This window comes from Paraburkholderia sp. A1RI_3L (genome assembly GCF_048957895.1).
Taxonomy (GTDB): Bacteria; Pseudomonadota; Gammaproteobacteria; order Burkholderiales; family Burkholderiaceae; genus Paraburkholderia; species Paraburkholderia kururiensis.
In genome coordinates this window covers 44,249-62,537 of the sequence record NZ_JARCHA010000021.1, presented here as the reverse complement: position 1 = coordinate 62,537, position 18,289 = coordinate 44,249, and the positions used below count along the sequence as shown (strand labels likewise).

Genomic DNA, 18,289 nt, shown 5'->3' with positions numbered 1-18,289 from the left:
CAACCGAGGCCACGTGGCGCGCGCCAGACTGCGACGCGCCGTCCGCCACGCCGCCGAACGCTTCGGTAGCCGCGCCGGCCACGGCGTTTTGCTCGGACGCCACCGTTTGCGAGCTTTGTCCGCGTTGCGAAGCGGGCGCGCCGTCGGCGGGGCGATAGAACGGAGCCGGGCCGTACCCGCTTGCGAACGCGGGAGCAGCAACAGCGGCGGAAACAGCGACGAGTACAGCGGCGATCAGCTTGGTCTTCATGACAACCTCCAAAAGGATTTTCGATTTCGAAACGCTGCGCCGTTCGGTGGCTCAGGCACTTCAGGCAGCAGCGACGTTGGAAGGGAGTTTAGAGCAGCTCTATCGAAAATTTATGCCGATAGACTGAAATCACAATTGCGACCGGATGAACAATCGTGGTCACGACGAGCGCGGGCGCAGCAGGCCCGCGCCTTGGGCGTTTACACGGGGTGCAGAAAGCGCGGCGTCAGCCGTAAACGAAGTAAGCAGCCGCCTGCCCGGGCGGTTCAGGCCTGCACAGACCGGTCCTTAGGGCCACGAAGGGTCACAAACAGGAAAGGCAACTCCATACACGAGGCCACAAAAAGGGGGCCACGCAAACGGCCACCAGCAGGGGCCACACCATGTCCGACGGACCGTCCATACTCGATTCCATCCTTGCCACACCACCGTGCGGCAAGACAACCGTCGCCGGCTCGATTCGCGCGTCGCTGCTCTCCACGTTGTTCGAAAACACGCAGCCGCTGCTGCTCTCGGGCATTGCAAGCACGTTCGTCGCGTGCGTTGCGCTCGCGCGCCTGCATCACTTGTGGGCCGCCCTCTGGATCGTCGCCGACCTCGCGATACTCGCCGCACGGTTCGCCATCATTCGCTGCTTCGCGGCGTGCAGCCGCAAGGAGGTCGTGGACCCCGCCCCGTGGGCGCGCTGGTACGCGCCCGCCGGGCTGGTGGCGTGCATTTCGTTCGGACTGGGAACCATGGCGTGCGTGATGTCCGGCGACGCCCAGCTCGCCACACTCGCCATCATGGTGACGGCCGGCATTCTGGGCGGCATCGCGTCACGCAACGCAGCCGTTCCGCGCCTTGCCATTACGCAGCTATGCTTCGGCGCGCTGCCTATCGGTCTGGGCGGCCTGCTCGCCTGGCGCGGCGGATGGTGGATTCTCGTGCCGCCGCTCGGGCTCTATCTGGCGGCGATGGTGTCCGTGGTGCGCCGCCATTACACCGGCCTCGTGGCGCTGATGACCGCGGAGCAGAAGCACGCCGAACTCGCCGCACGCTTCGACGCGGCGCTCGCTCACATGCCGCTCGGCCTGTGCACGCTCGACGACGCGAATCGCGTCGTGATCGCCAACCGTCGCACAGCCGAGCTGTTCGGCGCCACAGTGGAAGCGCTGAAACTCAACGTGCCACTGCCCGAGTTCATCGGGCACGTGGGCCTCGTGAGGTTCGGCGAAACGCTGCGACAGGAGCTCGTGAAGCGCTGCGCCGCGTGGCTTGCGCGCGAAGCCGGTCCGCTCGACCTCGAACTCACCGACGGCCGCCAGCTCGAGATGACGCGCAACCCGGTGCCGGACGGCAGTTCGGTGATCATCATCGAAGACGTGACGCAGCGGCGCGAGGCGCAGGCCCAGATTCTCTACTGGGCCTCACACGATCCGCTGACCGGCCTGCTCAACCGGCGCGACCTCTGCGAGCAACTGGAACGCCTGCTGGGCGTGCGCGATCAGCCACCAGGCGTCACGGTGGCCGTGATGTACCTCGACCTGGACGGCTTCAAGCAGGTCAACGACGCGCTCGGCCATCACGCCGGCGACGAAGTGTTGCGGATGGTGTCCGAGCGGTTGCGCCGCCTGTTGCGGCAGGGCGAGATCGTGGCGCGCCTCGGCGGCGACGAATTCGCGATCGTGGTCGAGAGCGCCACACGCGCGCTCGGCGCGGCGCTGGCGCGTCGCATCATCCAGCAGATCTCGGGGCCGTACAGGCTGCAGAGCGGCACGTTGGCGCGCATCGGCGTGAGCATCGGCATATCGTTCGCCGCGGCGGACGACACGATGGAAGTGCTGATGAAGCGCGCCGACGCCGCGCTCTACCACGCCAAGGAAGCCGGCAAAGGCACGTTCCGCTTCCACGTGCTCGACGCCGCCGCCGAAGAGTCCGCCGCTGCGGACAACGTCGTCGGTCCGTGAGGCTTGTACGCTTCGCTGCGGGGCGCTTTGCACAAGTGACGTGATGCGTGGGGCGGCCTTGAGCGGCGTTGTATGCGGCCTCGTGCGAGGTCCGCGGCGCAGCATACCTTCGCCGCCACTGCCACCGCGCCCGCCGCAGACTTCAACATCGATCTCTTGATGGTGCTGCCTTTGCGCCACACCGCCCGACAGGCTGTGGCGCGGCGTGCGGCCCCGTATGGCGACGCGTCGAGCTTCAGAACGCGACCGTGGTGCGCAAACCGACGATGGCTTCGTTGCCGATGCGCTCCGCCGTGTTTTGCGGATTCGAAATGCCGCCCGAGGGTCGGAACACATACTGGAAGTCGGCCTGCACTTGCCACCAAGGCGCGATCTGATACTGGTACGTCGCCTCGACCACCGTTTCGGCACTGCGCGAAGGCGTGCCCGGCGTGAAGGCGGCGGCGTCGCTTGCCTCGCCCCGCGCATGCGAACCGATGTGCGCGTAGCCCACGGCGAGACCTGCCACGTCGTTGTCGCGTCCTTTGAACGGCGCCTTCAGCGTGACACCCGCGTTCATGCCGAAGTCGACGAGATTGCGGTCGCCGGGCGCACCCATGAGCCGCGCGAATACACCGATCGACCGCGGGCTGTCCGGCCCTGCGCGCCACACCATCTGGTCCGCGACGGCGTAAAAGCTGTAGTCGCCGCGATGCGACGCCGGTGTGCCCGTGCTCGCCGGGTTGGCGAGCGAAAGGCCGGTGTTGTCGAACCGCTGATCGTCGAAACGCTGCGTGTTGTACCAGAAGCCGAGCTTGTAGGTGCCCGGCAGGCCGGCGGGCTGCGGCGCGGAAGCATCCGACAACGGCTGGTTGATCGCGTACTGCACCTCGCCGATGAAGAGCGCGCCGTTGTGCAGGTTGAAGTTGGTGCCATGCGCGTTGAGCTTCTGTGCGTCGCCGGTGCCGTCGCCCGCCGGATTGCCGTCGAACACGCCCGCGAGCACCGTCACGGAATCCGACACGGCCGCACGCACGCGAACACCGAGCGACGAGAGCGGATAGGCCGGCCCGCCCGCGGGCATGTCGCTGGACGGCAGCACGGGCCAGCCGAACGTGGCGTTCATGAAGGTGTTGCCGTACTGCGTGGACATGAACTCCTGGTCGAGACTCTGCTGCCCCACCTTCACGTCCACCTTCCCGCCCAGCAGCGATTGCTGATACCAGAGCTCCCAAAGCCGCGTGGTGGCGTCCGCTTCAATGCCCGTCGCGCTCTGCAGCGTCTGCAGATTGCGCGACGTGAGGTTGGTGCCGTGAATCTGGAACGCGGACACGTTGAAGGTGCCGCCCGGCAATCCGAAGGCCTTCTGCGTATCCAGCCCGAGGCTGAACTGCGTTACGCCCTGGTAGGCGCCGCCGCGTTTCACGCCGCCGGAGAGGTTGTTCAGGTACTCGCTCGTTTCCTGCAGCCCGAGCGTGATGCCGTAATTACCGAGCCACGGACGCAGACCGCCCATGTCGCCAAAGAGGTTCGAGCGGTCCCACAGCCCGGTGGGCGCGGCTGCGGCTTGTTCCGAGCCCGCTGTTGTGCCGCCGGCCGACGTGGCGGGCTGTGCAGGCGCGCCAGCCGCGGTGGAACCCGACGCCGCTGCGGCAGCGCCGTTGTTGTCGTCGGCCCATGCGTTGGGCACGAGACCCGCGCACAGCAGCACGCTCAGGCTCGCGGGAGCGCCCGCACGCAGCAGGCTCGTCTTGAGTTTGTTCTTCATGGTGTGATGGCAAGGTTATCCGCCGGCAACCCGGCAGGTTTCGATCAGACACGTTGCGTATGGCGCGGCCATGAAAACAGCAGCGGCTTGTGAGACGAGCGCGAGAGCGCCGTGATGAAGCGCGCTAACCCGACTGCGGCGAGCTAGCGGCGAAAGTGAAACCCTGCCCGCTATTTCGCGGCCATGCCGCCGGCCTCAGCCGACAAGGGACATCCACTACAGGAGCCTGCGTTCACGAGGACTTCCTTTCCGTTGAAAACGGGCCGGATTGTATGCGGGGCGCGAACGGGACAGCAAGCAAAAATGACGTAAACGCACGGCGGCGCGAATTATTCATCTGACCGTACTCATTTCATTTTGCTTTCGCGCTCGAACGTGCCCGGCGCGATGTGTGACGCGAGAAACAGAGCCAGCAAAATACCTTTGTTCTGCTTATCGAAGTCGTTGACTTGTTATTCGGCGGGCGCCTAAAATTCGAGCATCTTCACAAGCGGGGCGAATGCCTTGGATACCTGCAGTAGTCGATCTTCGAACAGATTCACTGCCTGACCGGCAGGACGTCCGCGCTCTCTTCTTCAAGCCGCCGTCTTGCCAGCAGGCAGACGGTGCGCGTCGCAGTCTCTTCCCTTCGTGCACCCTTGTTCGCGCCATGTGGCGCGCCGCAACCTGCGTCCGCTCGTTGCGCGCATTCGCATGGCAGTTGCACCCGCGGCTCGCGCCGGGGGTGCCGTTCGTACGTGCCTTGCCGCCTCACTGCATATCGGGCGGCAGGCGCGAGCGTGAACCAATGCGTCCGTCGCGCGCAGTTTGAACCAGCGTGAAAGACACAGCGATAAAGGAGCCGGAATGTCCGACAGCGACCCTGAACCCTTATGCCCGAATTGCCCCACATGCCCGCTATGGGCGCTTTCCTGTTTAGCTGAGGAAAGCGAGTAGACGTCCTTCACTGCGCGCGCAAAGCGCCTTTCTCCGTCTGCTGGCTTTCCGCTCAATGCGTCCCCAAGACGCACGGAGAAACATCATGAACTTCGGCCTGCTCGTCTCCCAACTGCCGCGCGTGCGCGAATCGCACGCGCACTACGACACCCTGCTTTCGCTGCAACCCCGTGAATCGCGGCTGCTTGTACGGCTCTGGCTACGGCTCTGGCGCAGCCTCGTGAACCGCGTCGCCTGACGCGCCGCAAGCGCACATTCATCTCATTCGACAAACCGCTACTCGGGGAGAAAAACCAATGTCCACGCCAGCGAATGTTTCACCACCACGCAGCCTTCAGCGAAGCGCCGTTCTGGACGATGCTCACCTGGGCGACATCAAGGGCGCACTCGGCACCATCGCTCACCATGACACTGCGCCGCGCACGCATTGGGGTGCCCGGCTGCGCACGCTGCTCGCCATTCTGGGTCCCGGCCTCATCGTGATGGTAGGCGACAACGATGCAGGCGCATTCGGCACCTACACGCAGGCGGGGCAGAACTACGGCACCTCCTTGTTATGGACGATGCTGCTGCTCGTGCCGGTACTGTTCGTCAACCAGGAGATGGTATTGCGCCTCGGCGCAGTGACAGGCGTGGGCCACGCGCGCCTCATTTTCGAACGCTTCGGCAAGTTCTGGGGCGCCTTCAGCGTGATCGATCTGTTCTTGCTGAACGCACTCACCATCGTCACGGAATTCATCGGCATGACGTTCGTGCTCGACTTCTTCGGCGTGTCGAAGGTTGCGGGTGTCTGCATCGCGGCGGCGCTCACCATGGCCGCCGTCAGTACCGGAAATTTTCAGCGCTTCGAGCGTTTTGCGGTGTTCCTGTGCGCATTGAGCCTGTTGCTCGTGCCGGTGCTCGTGACCATTCATCCGCCCCTGAGCCAGATGACGCACGATTTCCTCGTGCCCGGCTGGCCCTCGCACGGCAAGCTCGCGGACGTGATGCTGCTCGTGATCGGCATCGTGGGCACGACCGTGGCGCCGTGGCAGTTGTTCTTCCAGCAGAGCTACGTGATCGACAAGCGCATCACGCCGCGTTTCATGAAGTACGAGAAGATCGATCTCTGGATCGGCATTGCGTTCGTACTGATCGGCGCCGTGGCGATGATGGCCTTCTGCGCGGCACTCTACGCAGGCAAGCCCGAAGCGGGCAACTTCACGGACGCAGGCGGCGTGATCGCGAGTCTCGAAAAGTACGCGGGCCGCACGCCAGCCGTGTTGTTCGCCATCGCGCTGTTCGATGCCGCCATCATCGGCGCCGCAGCCGTATCGCTCTCCACGGCCTATGCGATCGGCGACGTATTCAAGATTCGCCACTCGCTGCATCGCGGCGTGTCGGACGCGAAGGGCTTCTATCTCGTGTACTTCGGCATCGTTGCCGCCGCTGCGGCGCTCGTGCTGATTCCCGGCAGTCCGCTCGGACTGCTCACGGAAGCCGTGCAAACACTGGCTGGCGTGCTGCTGCCCAGCGCCACGGTGTTCCTGCTTCTGCTGTGCAACGACAAGGCCGTGCTCGGACCGTGGGCGAACACGATGAAGCTGAATGTCTTCACCGCGGCCGTCATCTGGGTGCTCGTGATGTTGTCAGTCATCCTCACGGCATCGGTGATGTATCCGGACATCAGTGGTCACACGATCATCGCCGTGCTCGCGGGCGGCACACTGCTCGCAGTGGTGGGCGGTATCGCGACGATCGGGTTGCGCTACGTTCGTCGTGAAGCGGTGGACACAGCAACGGCGAGCGCCCCGGCACACGAGCAATCGTCTCGCGACACCTGGCGCATGCCGCCGCTTCACGAGTTGCCGCCGCCCAGCGTGACGCTTGCAAGCCGCGTATGGATGGCCGTGCTGCGCGGCTACCTCATGATTGCCGTAGGGCTCGTGGTCGTGAAGATCGTGCAGATGATGTTGCTCAAATAGCAAAGGTCATACGATCGACACAGAGCACGCCCGTAGCAGAACGCAGCTTAAGGGATGCTTAAGAACGGCAGCGCGCGCATCGGAAAAGCGCGAAAAGTTCGTGGAACACCGAGGAAGAGAGCGTAAGCACTTGCACTAAGCAGGGTATGTTCCGCTTGTCGAACCCTGCTCTAAGCACGCATAATGCTTGCACACCGCGCGATTCCTGCGACAGGGCGTACGGTGCTCGGATGTAGTACGAGGATTTTGTACCGGCCACCTGGCCGGTATTTTTTTGGGCCTCACACAATACTTCGCAGTCCCACGAACAATCCCCTCTCAAGTTGTTCGATCTGGAGCCGATAACACGGACAGGTTGCTGGTCCACGGACCGACAAGTACATCGCCGGCAACCTAACTCGTTATCAAACGCACATCCGCACTCCAATCGAGGGGATTCATGCTTAATATCAATACCAACATCCTGTCGCTGACGACGCAGACGAACCTGTCCGGCTCGCAAAGCGCCCTGTCGCAGGCCATCAACCGTCTGTCGTCGGGCAAGCGCGTGAACACCGCCGCTGACGACGCCGCCGGCCTCGCGATCGCGACCAGCCAGACCGCCGCCATCAACGCGCTGAATCAAGGCGTGATGAACGCGAACAACGGCATTTCGATGGTGCAGACCGCCTCGGGCGCGATCTCGTCGACCGTGGCCAACCTGCAGCGTATCCGCCAGCTGGCCGTGGAATCGGGCGACGGCTCGCTCGGCTCGGCAGCGCAAGCGAACCTGCAGACTGAAGTCACGACGCGTCTGACGGAAATCAACCGCGTTGAAACGCAAACGACGTTCAACGGCCAGAATGTGCTCGGCGGCCTCGGCAGCGTGGACTTCCAGATCGGCGCATCGGCGAACCAGACCATCACGGCGAACTTCGGTTCGACCACGTGGAATGCATCGGGCCTGGGCGTTTCGGGCATCGACATCTCGACCACGTCGGGTGCACAGAACGCGATCACCGCAATCGACGCAGCGCTCTCGCAAGTCAACAACTTCCAGGCAACGCTGGGTGCAACGCAGAACACGTTCCAGTCCGCTATCAGCAACACGCAGACGGAATCGACCAACCTGAGCGCTGCCAAGTCGCAGATCGTCGATGCGGACTTCGCTTCGGAAACGGCGAACCTCTCGAAAGCACAAGTGCTGCAGCAAGCCGGTATCTCGGTGCTCGCGCAAGCGAACTCGCTGCCGCAGCAAGTGCTGAAGCTCCTGCAGTAAGCATCGAACGCGCGACGCGCTTATTGCTTGCGTCGCGCGATATTCAGCGCGTGGGGCCGCCCTGGGTGGCCGGCGTGCTGTCGAAGGTGGACGGTGAAAGCCGCCCACCTTTTTTCATGGGAGCGCGCTTCGATGATGTCCCGCGTGAAGCGAACGTATGCGTCGCGCCTCGGCTTCACTCCATACGCAACGCCGATACCTCGCTGGCGAGCAACGCGCGCAATTCGCTTTCATCGGGCTGCGTTCCCCAGTTGCGCGCGCCGGCTACCGATGCAATCGCGAACCACGAGTTGGGCGGAAACCATTCGTGAAGCAGCGCGCCGTCGCGCAGGATGCGAAGGCGTCCCGTCTCTTCGCTGTACTCGGCACACATCTCCACGTTGTCGAATTGCGCGGTCACCGTCCGGTTCCTGGGTGGCAGCATGGGGCACTCCTGTCGGCTGATGGATCGTGGGCAGGGTGCGACAAATGCCCGCACCATGCGACGTCCGGCCCGAGGGGCCGTGGACGGGAGTCTACGCATCCGAGCGTTTGACAGGTGCAACGTGTCTGCGAGTTTGGTAACGCCGGGTTACGGTATGCGCGAAAACGCACGCAGACGGCACTAGGCCAGGGTCGGCTCGCCGCCCGTAACGTGCACGGCCACTTCGACCTGATGCTCGCCGCCGCCGAGAATCATGCCGCGCAGCAGGGACACGTCGCTATAGTCGCGCCCTGTGGCGAGCGTGACGTGATCGAGATCGGCGAGCACGTCGTTGGTCGGATCGAGATCGATCCAGCCCACGCCCGGGCAAAACACGGAGACCCACGCATGCGACGCATCGGCACCGATCAGACGCGGCGCGCCTTCGGGCGGGTCAGTTCGCAGATAGCCGCTCACATAACGCGCGGGCAAACCGAGCGTACGCAGGCACCCGATCATCACCTGTGCGAAGTCCTGACACACGCCGTGCTTGAGTTCGAACGCGCGCGCAGCCGGGGTATCGAAGGTGGTCGCGGCGGGCTTGTACTTGAAGTCGGCGTAGATGCGATGCATGAGGTCGATCGCGCCCGCTGCAAGCGGCGTATCCGGCGTGAAACTGTGCTGTGCATAGGCACGCAGCTCAGGCAGAAGCGCGATGTTGGGTGATGCAAAGCAGAACTCGGTTTCGGGATGAAACGCGCCGCCCGCGCGAAAACGCAGCGCCTGCGCAACTTCTTCCCAAGACGGCGTGGCCTCGGGATCCAGCGATGCCCAGCGCGGCGACAGCAGCACGGTGGTCTCGCTCGTCATCTTCAGGTAGTCGTGCGGCGAGTCGAACGAGAAATAGAGCAGGTCGTTGCCGAACGCGTCCACGCGGCTCGTCCGATACGAAGGCTCGGGTTCGATGCGCTCGCTGTGCGCCATCACGCGCTGCCACGCACACGTGAGCGGGCGGATCGTCGCGAGATGCTGCGCGGTCTCCACGAGCGTGGAATAGCGGTACACGGTGTGATGCGAGACAGTCAGCACGACATCGCCGCTCATGGCGCCACCTGCTCGGCAAGCGAATTCGCGTGGCTGAAGTAACGCGCGCTGATCTCGTTCGAAGCCGCGGCAACGTAGGCGCCCAGCTGTTCGCACAGATCGAGCAGCATCGGAAAGCGGCCGTTCTCGCCAGGCTCGCACAACTGCTCGAGCGTGGGCAATGCCGCAACCGGCGGCATAAGTTCAGCGAACGGCGCGCGGCGCGTGCCGCCCGCCGCCACGGCAATTTCGTCGAGCTTCTTGCGCAGGCGGTCGTAGACGCCATAGAGGCCGCGCGGGTTGGTGGGGTCGATCACGAGCAGATCGAGCAGCGCCGGCACCTCGAAGCGCCCAGGATAAAGCGAGCGATACGTGAGCGTGCAATCGAACAGTTGCAGCAGCAGATCGAAGCCGGCGGGCGTAGCGAGCCGGCCTTCGCTCGCAATGACGTGCAGGAACGTCGTCATCGTGGCCACACGCTCGATGTGACGGCCAACGAAAAGCAGCCGCCACGCTTCGTCACGCGTCATGCGGTCGCCCTGCGCGCCGCTGATGGCCGAAAGCTGCGTGGCGAGGTCTTCCAGCGCCTTCATCAGCTTCATGCGGTCGTATGGCTCGTAGCGGTCGCGGGCGGTGCCATTGCCGCCATTGCCGCCGTTAGCGCCATTCCCACCGTTGCCGCTGCCGTTGCCCGAGCCGGGCCCGCCGCTCTCGAACATCTGACGCTGCCCGCCTGGCGCGAGCGACAGCACGCTCAGCGCGTCGCGAAAATCATTGCGCGCCGCGAGGATGGTGCGCCAGTGGTCGTTGGAAAGCCGCCCTCGCACCTCGCCGCTCGCCCTCGCCTGGCTCGCGAGATTCTGGCCGATGCTCGCGTACCCCGCGTTCTCGTGCAGATTCGCAACGAGCACGCGCTCGAACGCGTGAGGCGAACTGTGCGCAAGCGTATCGACGGATGGAATCAGCCCGCACTGCGCCGCGAGTTCCGTTAGCGTTCCGAACATTTCATCGGCGTCGTTGCTTTCGAGCGACCCGAGTATCAGCCGGCACAGCCGCACGTTGTTTTCGGCGCGCTCGCCGTAGCGGCCGCCCCAGAACAGGTTTTCCGCCGCACGGCTCGATACCATGCGATGCCGGCGCGCAAGGTCGCCCGGCTTCATCGGCGACGGCAGCAGCGAGAAAGTGGAACCGGGCTGACTCGACAGCACCCAGGTGTCCACACTGCTGCCGCCGAACTGCATCGAAACCGACGTCTGATGCTCCGCCGCAAGACGCGTGAAGCCGCCGGGCAGCATGTGCCAGTCGCCGTTCAAGTCGGCAATGGCGTAGACGCGCAGCACCGAGGGCCGGCCGCCCAGCGTGCCCTCCTCGTAGCGCGGCGTGTAGGAATACGGCAATGGCTGCTGGATGGTGAACGCGTCCGCGGCCTGTTCGATGCGCTCGGCCCAATCGGCCAGGCGCTGTGGCCCGCGCGCCATGCCGGCCGGAATGTTCGGCGCGCCGGGACCCACGCGGCCTTGCATGCCCGGCCACGTGGGCACGAGAAACGCTTCGGAGAGCTGCGCGAACGCCTGCTGGCGCGCCGCTTCCTCGCCGCACCACCATGTGGGCACGCTGGGCAGCGCAAGCGGTTCATTGAGCACCGCCGCGGCAATGCCGGGCAGGAAGCCATGCAGCGCGGGCGACTCCACGAAGCCCGCGCCCGGCATGTTCGACACCATCACGTTGCCGGCGCGCATTACCTGGAGCAGTCCCGGCACGCCGATGGTGGAATCGGCCCGCAATTCCACCGGGTCGCAGAACGCGTCATCCAACCGGCGCAGCAGGCCGTGCACGCGTTCCAGCCCGCCCAGCGTCTTCAGATACAGCATGTCGTTGCGCACCGTGAGGTCTTTGCCCTCCACGAGCGTCAGGCCCAGGTAGCGCGCGAGAAACACGTGCTCGAAGTAGGTCTCGCTGAAGGGCCCTGGCGTCAAAAGCGCGATGTGCGGCGAGTCGCCCTTTGCCTTGCGCTCGTCTTCGCGCATCGTCGCGCGCGCGGCCTGGGCCAACGTGGCGATGAGCTGCGAATACATGGGCGCAAGGCGCCTCACGCGCAGCGAGCGGAATGCATCGGTAAAGAGGCTCGAGACGATCAGCCGGTTTTCCAGCGCATAACCCAGGCCCGAAGGCGCTTCGGTGCGCTGCGACATCACCGTCCATTCGCCCGTAGGCGCGCGCGCCAGGTCCACCGCCACAATCTGCAGATACTGGCCGCCCGGCGGCGTAAAACCCTTCACCGCGCGCAGATAGCCAGGGTGGCCGTACACCAGCGCGGGCGGCAACAGGCCGCGCTGCAGCAACGTCTGTTCGCCATAGACGTCGGCCACGATGGCGTTGAGCAGCTTCGCGCGCTGCGCCACACCGCGCTCGATCACCGCCCATTCGTCTTCGTCGATCAGAAACGGCAGCAGGTCGAGCGCCCATGGCCGCGGCTCGCCCTTGTCGGCATAGACGTTGTACGTGATGTCGTTGCCGCGGATCTGCTGCACGACCGACGTCGCCGCCTGTTCGAGCCCGGCCACACCGTCTTCGCCCAGCAGGCCGAAGAAGCGCCGCCACGGCTCGCGAATCGCGCCGGACGTATCGCGCAGTTCGTCCCAGTGCCCGCTGCGGGCAGGCAGGATGCGCAGCAGCGCGAGTGCTTCGGCGTGGTCCGCAGTGGACTCGAACGGTAGGGTCGATTGAAAAGCCAAGGTCTTGGGTGCGTTTGATCGCGTGTTGGAGCCAGTACGTCAGTCGGGTCAAGTCAGTCGGGTCAAGTCAGGCGCGGCGAAGGTCCAGCGTGAACGGGAATTCGAGGCTGCGCGTGCACGGTTCGACTTTCATCGGTCCAGGCGTATGGCCGATGGTGAAGAAACGCGCGCGCCGCCGGCTTTCCGCCTCGTACGCGTTGACCGGAAACGTCTGATAGTTACGCCCGCCCGGATGAGCGACATGATACTGGCAACCGCCTACGGAACGCCCGCTCCACGTGTCCACGATGTCGAACGTGAGCGGCGCATGCACGCCGATAGTGGGATGCAGCGAGGTCGCCTGCGACCACGCACGAAAGCGCACGCCGGCCACGTGTTCGCTCACGCGGCCCGTGGGTTGCAGCGGCAGCGGTTCGCCGTTCACGGTCACCACGTGGCGGCTTTCGTTGAGGCCGAGCACGCGCACTTCGAGCCGCTCCACCGACGAATCCACGTAACGCACCGTGCCGCCCATGGCGCCCTCTTCACCCATGACGTGCCACGGCTCCAACGCGTGGCGCACGGTCAGCGCGATGCCATTCGTGTCCAGTTCGCCGACCAGCGGAAAGCGGAACTCGAAATGCGGCGCGAACCATTCGCGCTCGAACGCGTAACCTTCTTCGCGCAGATCGGCGAGCACGTCGTCGAAATCCATCTGCACGAAGGTGCCCAGCATGAAGCGGTCGTGCAATTCCGTGCCCCAGCGCGTGAGGCGCGTGGTGTACGGCGTCTTCCAGAAACGCGCCACCAGCGCGCGCAACAGCAGTTGCTGGACAAGGCTCATGCGCGCATGTGGCGGCATTTCGAAGCCGCGCAGTTCGAGCAGGCCGAGGCGGCCGGTGGGACCGTCGGGCGAATAGAGCTTGTCGATGCAAAACTCCGCGCGGTGCGTGTTGCCCGTCACATCGATCAGGATGTTGCGCAGCGTGCGGTCGATCAGCCACGGCGGCAGCCGCGTGCCCGACGCGTCGCCATACGTGCCGAGCAGATCGAGCTGATGCTGGATCTCGGCGAAGGCGATCTCGAGTTCGTAGACCTGATCGTTGCGCGCTTCGTCCACGCGCGGCGCCTGGCTCGTCGGTCCGATGAAAAGCCCTGAAAACAGGTACGAAAGCGACGGATGGTTGTGCCAGTAAGCCACGAGGCTCGCGAGCAGATCGGGACGACGCAGGAACGGGCTGTCCGCAGGCGTCGCGCCGCCCAGCACGAAGTGATTGCCGCCGCCCGTACCGGTGTGGCGGCCGTCGACCATGAACTTCTCGGTGCACAGATACGATTCGTGCGCCACCTGATACAGGTGCTCGGTGTGGTCCACGAGTTCATCCCAGTTCGAGGCGGGATGAATGTTCACCTCGATCACGCCGGGGTCCGGCGTGACTTGCAGCAGCTTCAGGCGCGGGTCGCGCGGCGGCGGATAGCCTTCGATCATGACCTTCATGCCCAGCTCGGCGGCGGTGGCCTCCACGGCGGCGAGCAGGTCGAGATAGTCGTCGAGCACGGTGAGCGGCGGCATGAAGACGTGCAGCAGTTTGCGGCCGCTGCCGAACGTGTCGTCTTCCACCTGCGGGCCCGCCGCGCGAGCCGGGTCGCGCGCTTCCACGCACAGCGCCGTGCGCGTGACCCACGCTGCCGATTCGCCGCGAGCCGGTAGTTGGCGAGGCGTGCCGTCTGCGGATGAGTCCCCATCGCCCAGGCCCGCGCCCCGCGCATAACGCGCACCGCCTGCCGGACCGCCTTCTGCAAACGCCGACAGTCGCTCAGCCAGCCCCATGTCTTCGAGCGCGACTTCATCGGCCAGTGCCAGCGCTTCGTCGCCGGTAGCGGCCACGCCCGCGTCCTGGTACTGCATGCGCAGTTCCGCCGCGGACCGCAGCGGCACCGGCGGCGCAAACGGATCGTGCGCGTGCTGCCACGGGTAATCGCTGGACGTGACCCACGGCAGCGAATCCAGCGGCAGACGGTAGCCCATCGGCGAGTCGCCGGGGATCAGGTACATGCGTTCGTCGCGGAAGAACCACGGTCCGCTCACCCAGCGCGGACCTTGCAGCGACGGCTGGCCGCGCGCCGCCTCGCGTTCGCGCGCGAGCGGCAGCACGTAGCCCGTCACGGCCTGCAAACCGGCATCGAATACGCGGCGCAGGCGCATGCGCTCCAGCTCGTCGTCGAGACGCGAATCGAACGGATCGACGTTGACGGGCAGGCGTCGCTCGCGCCACAGGTAGTACCAGACGTCCTCGTAGCCGGGCTGGATGTATTGCGCGTCCAGCGCGAGTTTGCCCGCGAGGTGGTTGATGAACCGTTGGGCGTCGTCGGACGTGTAGTACGCCGGCTCGCGTTCGTCGGCGAACAGCGTGGGGTCTTGCCAGCACGGCTCACCGTCCGTGCGCCAGTAGAGCGACAGCGCCCAGCGCGGCAGTTGCTCACCCGGATACCACTTGCCCTGACCCACGTGCAGAAAGCCCGTCGCGCCGTAGCGGGCGCGCAGCTTGTCCATCAGCGCCACGGCATAGCCGCGCTTGGTGGGGCCGAGCGCGTCCGTGTTCCATTCGGGCGCGTCGCGGTCGCGCACTGAGACGAAGGTCGGCTCGCCGCCCATCGTGAGGCGCACGTCCATTTCCGTGAGGTTCGCATCCACCTGCGCGCCCATCTTGAGCACGCCGTCCCAGCTTTCCTCGCTGTAGGGCTTCGTCACGCGCGGCGTTTCGAGCACGCGCTGGATCGACATGGTGTGCGAAAACTCCACCTCGCACTCGTCCACCGCGCCCGAAATGGGCGCCGCACTGCCCGGCTCCGGCGTGCAGGCCACGGGAATGTGGCCTTCGCCCGCGAGCAGCCCCGAAGTTGGGTCAAGCCCGATCCAGCCCGCGCCCGGCAAGAAGACTTCGCACCATGCGTGAAGATCCGTGAAGTCCACTTCCGCACCGCTCGGGCCATCGAGCGATTTCGTATCGGGCTTCAACTGCAGCAGGTAGCCGGACACGAAGCGCGCCGCCAACCCCAACTGGCGCAGCGTTTCGACGAGCAGCCAGCCCGTGTCGCGGCACGAGCCCGAGGCATTTTGCAGCGTCTCTTCCGGCGTCTGCACGCCGGGCTCCATGCGGATCAGGTAGCGAATCTCGTGTTGCAGGCGCTGATTGAGGTCCACCAGAAAGTCGATGGTCTTGCGCGGCGAGCGGTCGATGCTCGCCACGAATTGCGCAAAACGCGGCGTCGGCTCGCGCTTCACGAGATACGGCGCAAGCTCTTGCATGAGTTCCGCCGGGTACGAGAACGGAAAATGCTCCGCATGGGGTTCGAGGAAAAAATCGAACGGGTTATAGACGGCCAGTTCGGCCACCAGATCCACCGTGACGCGGAATTCGCGCGTGCGCTCCGGAAACACGAGCCTTGCCTGGTAGTTGGCGAATGCGTCCTGCTGCCAGTTGATGAAGTGCTCGGCGGGCTCCACGCGCATCGAATACGAGACGATGGGCGTGCGGCAATGCGGCGCGGGCCGCAGCCGCACCACCTGCGGCGAGAGCCCGACGAGCCGGTCATAGCGATACTGCGTGACATGGTTCAACGCGACACGAATGGACACACCGGACTCCTCGATTGATTCCCGAATGAACCCCGCGAAGCGGGAAGAAACGAAAGCGGCGCGACGAAGCCGCGCCCACGCCGCCGATTGCGATAAGGGTGACACCAGGATGCACGACACGCCCTGCGTGTGAAATGATTGCGACGACTGACCACGGAAGCCAAAGAATGAAAACGTTCCATTGCGACCGCTGCCAGCAGCTTGTTTTCTTCGAGAACGTTCGCTGCGAGCGATGCGCCGCGCTGCTCGGCTATGTGCCGCAAAGCGGCGAGATCAGCGCTTTCGAAGACGCGGGCGACGGGCTCTGGCGACGCCTCGGCGCCCGCCAACCCGGCGCATCGACCGCGCCAGGCGAGTCGGCCGAAACGAGCGACGGCCCGCTCTTTCGCCAATGCCACAACTACGCGGTGGAAAACGTCTGCAACTGGATGATCCCCGCCGATTCCCCCGACACACTGTGCCGCTCGTGCCGCTTCACGCGCACCATTCCGAACCTCGACCGGTCCGACAACCGGCTCTACTGGTATCGGCTGGAAGCGGCCAAGCGGCGCCTGCTCTACACGCTCATGGCGCTGAACCTGCCCGTACGCCCGCGCGCGGAAGACCCGAAGCGCGGGCTCGCCTTCGAGTTCCTCGAAGACACCGCCGAAGACAAGAAGGTCATGACCGGGCACAACCGCGGCGTCATCACGGTCAACATCGCCGAAGCGGACGACGCGCATCGCGAACAGACCCGCTCCGCGCTGGGCGAGCCGTACCGGACGCTGCTCGGCCACTTTCGCCACGAGACGGGCCACTACTTCTTCGACCGGCTCGTCACCGGCCGGCGCGGGCTCGCGCAGTTCCGCAAGCTCTTCGGCGACGAACGCGCCGACTATGGCGCAGCGCTCGCGGCGTACTATCGCGACGGTCCGCGCGCCGACTGGGCGCAGTCGTACATCAGTGCATACGCCACCATGCACCCCTGGGAAGACTGGGCCGAAACGTGGGCGCATTATCTGCATATTGTGGACACGCTGGATACCGCTACCGCGTGCGGACTCGTGCTCATCCCCGAGCGTCCGCACGAACCCACTCTCACGGACCGCACGCCGGTGGACGAAGCGAGCTTCGACGACCTGATGGCGCGCTGGTTTCCGCTCACCTATGTGCTCAACAGCCTGAACCGCAGCCTCGGCATGCCGGACGGGTATCCGTTCACGCTGCCGCCGCCTGTCATCGACAAGCTGCGCTTCGTGCATCGCGTCGTGGTTGCGGGCGCCGCGAGCACTGCGGCACCTGTTGCTTCGCGGCCCTGACCGCTCCTTTTGCACGCGTCACGCCGCCTGCTGCTGCTCCATTTCGGGTGCGAGCGGCACGAGGAAATCGCGGCTGATGCAGCTCGCCAGTTCGTTCACGCGCGCGAGGAAATCGACAAGCCACGCGTGCAGCCCGCCGCTCAGAATGTCGCCGATGCGCGAATCGCGCACGTCCGCGTAGAGCTGCGCGGCAAGCTGCTCGGTTTGCGCGGACCGCGCGTTGCGCACGCGGCCAAGAATCTGCTTCGTTTCTTCGAGGCTCGCGGCAAGCGAACGCGGCCAGTCGCCGAACAGAATCAGCAGACCCGCCACGCGCTCCGGCGTAATGACGTCGCGATACACCTTGCGATAGACCTCGAAGCCCGACACCGAACGCAACACCGCCGCCCAGTGGTAGTAGTCGAGCGAATGGGCAAACGACTGCGCGGCGGGTTGCGCGCTCGCACCACCCAACTGTTCCAGCTGCTCCAGCATCTCGAACTTCACGTCGAGAATGCGCGCGGTGTTGTCCGCGCGCTCGATGAACGTGCCGAGTCGCAGGAAGCAGAACGCGTCGTCCTTCACCATGGTGCCGGCCTGCACGCCGCGCGAGAGATGCGAGCGGAACTTGACCCACTCGAAGAACTCGCACGGGTCGCGCTCCAGCACGCCTTCGGCCAGCATGCGCTGCGCGTCGAGCCACGTCGTGTTGATGGTCTCCCATAGCTCCGTGGTGATGGAGCCACGCACCGCACGCGCGTTTTCGCGCGCCGCCCGCAGGCAACTGATGATCGACGAAAGATTGGCGAGATCAGCGGACATGAACGCAATGACGTCGCGGCTCTTCATGCCGGCGCCCTGGTGGGCGGCCGCGAAGTTGCCCGCGAGTTCCGAAATGGAGAGCATGGCGCGCCAGCCCAGCCCCGCGTACTCGTCCGATTGCGGCAGCAGCGACATCTGGTAATTCGCGTCCAGCATGCGCGCAGTGTTTTCGGCTCGCTCGGTATAGCGGGCCATCCAGAAGAGGTGGTCGGCAGTACGGCTCAGCATGGGTGCTCCTGAATGGCG

General features: G+C 65.1%; 12 protein-coding genes. 5 read left to right on the top strand and 7 right to left on the bottom strand.

The genetic code is table 11. The features are described from left to right. Positions 1-250, bottom strand: a 250-nt coding sequence (locus PXJ20_RS30965) for a hypothetical protein (RefSeq protein WP_421057470.1), incomplete at its 3' end; no start/stop codon positions are given. A gap of 383 nt (positions 251-633) precedes the next feature. On the opposite strand from PXJ20_RS30965, the gene PXJ20_RS30960 reads away from it, so the two are divergent. Continuing rightward, positions 634-2,199 (top strand): diguanylate cyclase domain-containing protein, encoded by a 1,566-nt coding sequence (locus tag PXJ20_RS30960; protein ID WP_421031483.1) that lies wholly within the window; start codon positions 634-636, stop codon positions 2,197-2,199. Positions 2,200-2,434: 235 nt separating this feature from the next. Here the strand turns inward: PXJ20_RS30960 and PXJ20_RS30955 are convergent, their stop codons facing one another. Continuing rightward, positions 2,435-3,946: a carbohydrate porin gene (locus tag PXJ20_RS30955; RefSeq protein ID WP_421031484.1), complete on the bottom strand. Its 1,512-nt coding sequence runs from the start codon at positions 3,944-3,946 to the stop codon at positions 2,435-2,437. Positions 3,947-4,967: 1,021 nt separating this feature from the next. On the opposite strand from PXJ20_RS30955, the gene PXJ20_RS30950 reads away from it, so the two are divergent. From PXJ20_RS30950 to PXJ20_RS30940, 3 genes are all read left to right on the top strand, one after another. Further along, positions 4,968-5,120, top strand: coding sequence for a hypothetical protein (locus tag PXJ20_RS30950; RefSeq protein ID WP_421031485.1), 153 nt, complete (start codon positions 4,968-4,970; stop codon positions 5,118-5,120). A gap of 58 nt (positions 5,121-5,178) precedes the next feature. After that, the gene (locus tag PXJ20_RS30945) at positions 5,179-6,846 is read left to right on the top strand and encodes an NRAMP family divalent metal transporter (RefSeq protein WP_413215802.1); all 1,668 of its coding nucleotides are present in this window, start codon (positions 5,179-5,181) and stop codon (positions 6,844-6,846) included. Positions 6,847-7,285: 439 nt separating this feature from the next. Continuing rightward, positions 7,286-8,104: a flagellin domain-containing protein gene (locus PXJ20_RS30940; RefSeq protein WP_017774226.1), complete on the top strand. Its 819-nt coding sequence runs from the start codon at positions 7,286-7,288 to the stop codon at positions 8,102-8,104. A 175-nt stretch (positions 8,105-8,279) separates the two neighbouring features. On the opposite strand, the gene PXJ20_RS30935 is transcribed toward PXJ20_RS30940, so the two are convergent. The 4 genes from PXJ20_RS30935 to PXJ20_RS30920 form a co-directional block, all read right to left on the bottom strand. Continuing rightward, positions 8,280-8,528 carry a hypothetical protein gene (locus tag PXJ20_RS30935; RefSeq protein ID WP_277599034.1) on the bottom strand — a complete coding sequence of 83 codons (249 nt, stop codon included), beginning with the start codon at positions 8,526-8,528 and terminating at the stop codon, positions 8,280-8,282. 180 nt (positions 8,529-8,708) lie between these two features. Then, the gene (locus tag PXJ20_RS30930; protein WP_017774224.1) at positions 8,709-9,611 is read right to left on the bottom strand and encodes a transglutaminase family protein; all 903 of its coding nucleotides are present in this window, start codon (positions 9,609-9,611) and stop codon (positions 8,709-8,711) included. Next, positions 9,608-12,325 carry a circularly permuted type 2 ATP-grasp protein gene (locus PXJ20_RS30925; RefSeq protein ID WP_421031486.1) on the bottom strand — a complete coding sequence of 906 codons (2,718 nt, stop codon included), beginning with the start codon at positions 12,323-12,325 and terminating at the stop codon, positions 9,608-9,610. Before PXJ20_RS30925 ends, PXJ20_RS30930 begins: the two co-directional genes overlap by 4 nt. 67 nt (positions 12,326-12,392) lie before the next feature. Beyond that, positions 12,393-15,944 (bottom strand): DUF2126 domain-containing protein, encoded by a 3,552-nt coding sequence (locus PXJ20_RS30920; protein ID WP_421031487.1) that lies wholly within the window; start codon positions 15,942-15,944, stop codon positions 12,393-12,395. A gap of 167 nt (positions 15,945-16,111) precedes the next feature. On the opposite strand from PXJ20_RS30920, the gene PXJ20_RS30915 reads away from it, so the two are divergent. Then, positions 16,112-17,242, top strand: a complete 1,131-nt coding sequence (locus PXJ20_RS30915) for a zinc-binding metallopeptidase family protein (RefSeq protein WP_421031488.1) — start codon at positions 16,112-16,114, stop codon at positions 17,240-17,242. An 18-nt stretch (positions 17,243-17,260) separates the two neighbouring features. On the opposite strand, the gene PXJ20_RS30910 is transcribed toward PXJ20_RS30915, so the two are convergent. Further along, positions 17,261-18,271 (bottom strand): alpha-E domain-containing protein, encoded by a 1,011-nt coding sequence (locus tag PXJ20_RS30910; protein ID WP_017774220.1) that lies wholly within the window; start codon positions 18,269-18,271, stop codon positions 17,261-17,263. Positions 18,272-18,289 lie beyond the last annotated feature (18 nt).

Excerpts from the sequence above, each read along its gene's own strand:
- PXJ20_RS30960 (WP_421031483.1), top strand. The coding sequence starts at position 634 with ATGTCCGACGGACCGTCCATACTCGATTCCATCCTTGCCACACCACCG.
- PXJ20_RS30955 (WP_421031484.1), bottom strand. The coding sequence starts at position 3,946 with ATGAAGAACAAACTCAAGACGAGCCTGCTGCGTGCGGGCGCTCCCGCG.
- PXJ20_RS30950 (WP_421031485.1), top strand. The coding sequence starts at position 4,968 with ATGAACTTCGGCCTGCTCGTCTCCCAACTGCCGCGCGTGCGCGAATCG.
- PXJ20_RS30945 (WP_413215802.1), top strand. The coding sequence starts at position 5,179 with ATGTCCACGCCAGCGAATGTTTCACCACCACGCAGCCTTCAGCGAAGC.
- PXJ20_RS30940 (WP_017774226.1), top strand. The coding sequence starts at position 7,286 with ATGCTTAATATCAATACCAACATCCTGTCGCTGACGACGCAGACGAAC.
- PXJ20_RS30935 (WP_277599034.1), bottom strand. The coding sequence starts at position 8,528 with ATGCTGCCACCCAGGAACCGGACGGTGACCGCGCAATTCGACAACGTG.
- PXJ20_RS30930 (WP_017774224.1), bottom strand. The coding sequence starts at position 9,611 with ATGAGCGGCGATGTCGTGCTGACTGTCTCGCATCACACCGTGTACCGC.
- PXJ20_RS30915 (WP_421031488.1), top strand. The coding sequence starts at position 16,112 with ATGAAAACGTTCCATTGCGACCGCTGCCAGCAGCTTGTTTTCTTCGAG.
- PXJ20_RS30910 (WP_017774220.1), bottom strand. The coding sequence starts at position 18,271 with ATGCTGAGCCGTACTGCCGACCACCTCTTCTGGATGGCCCGCTATACC.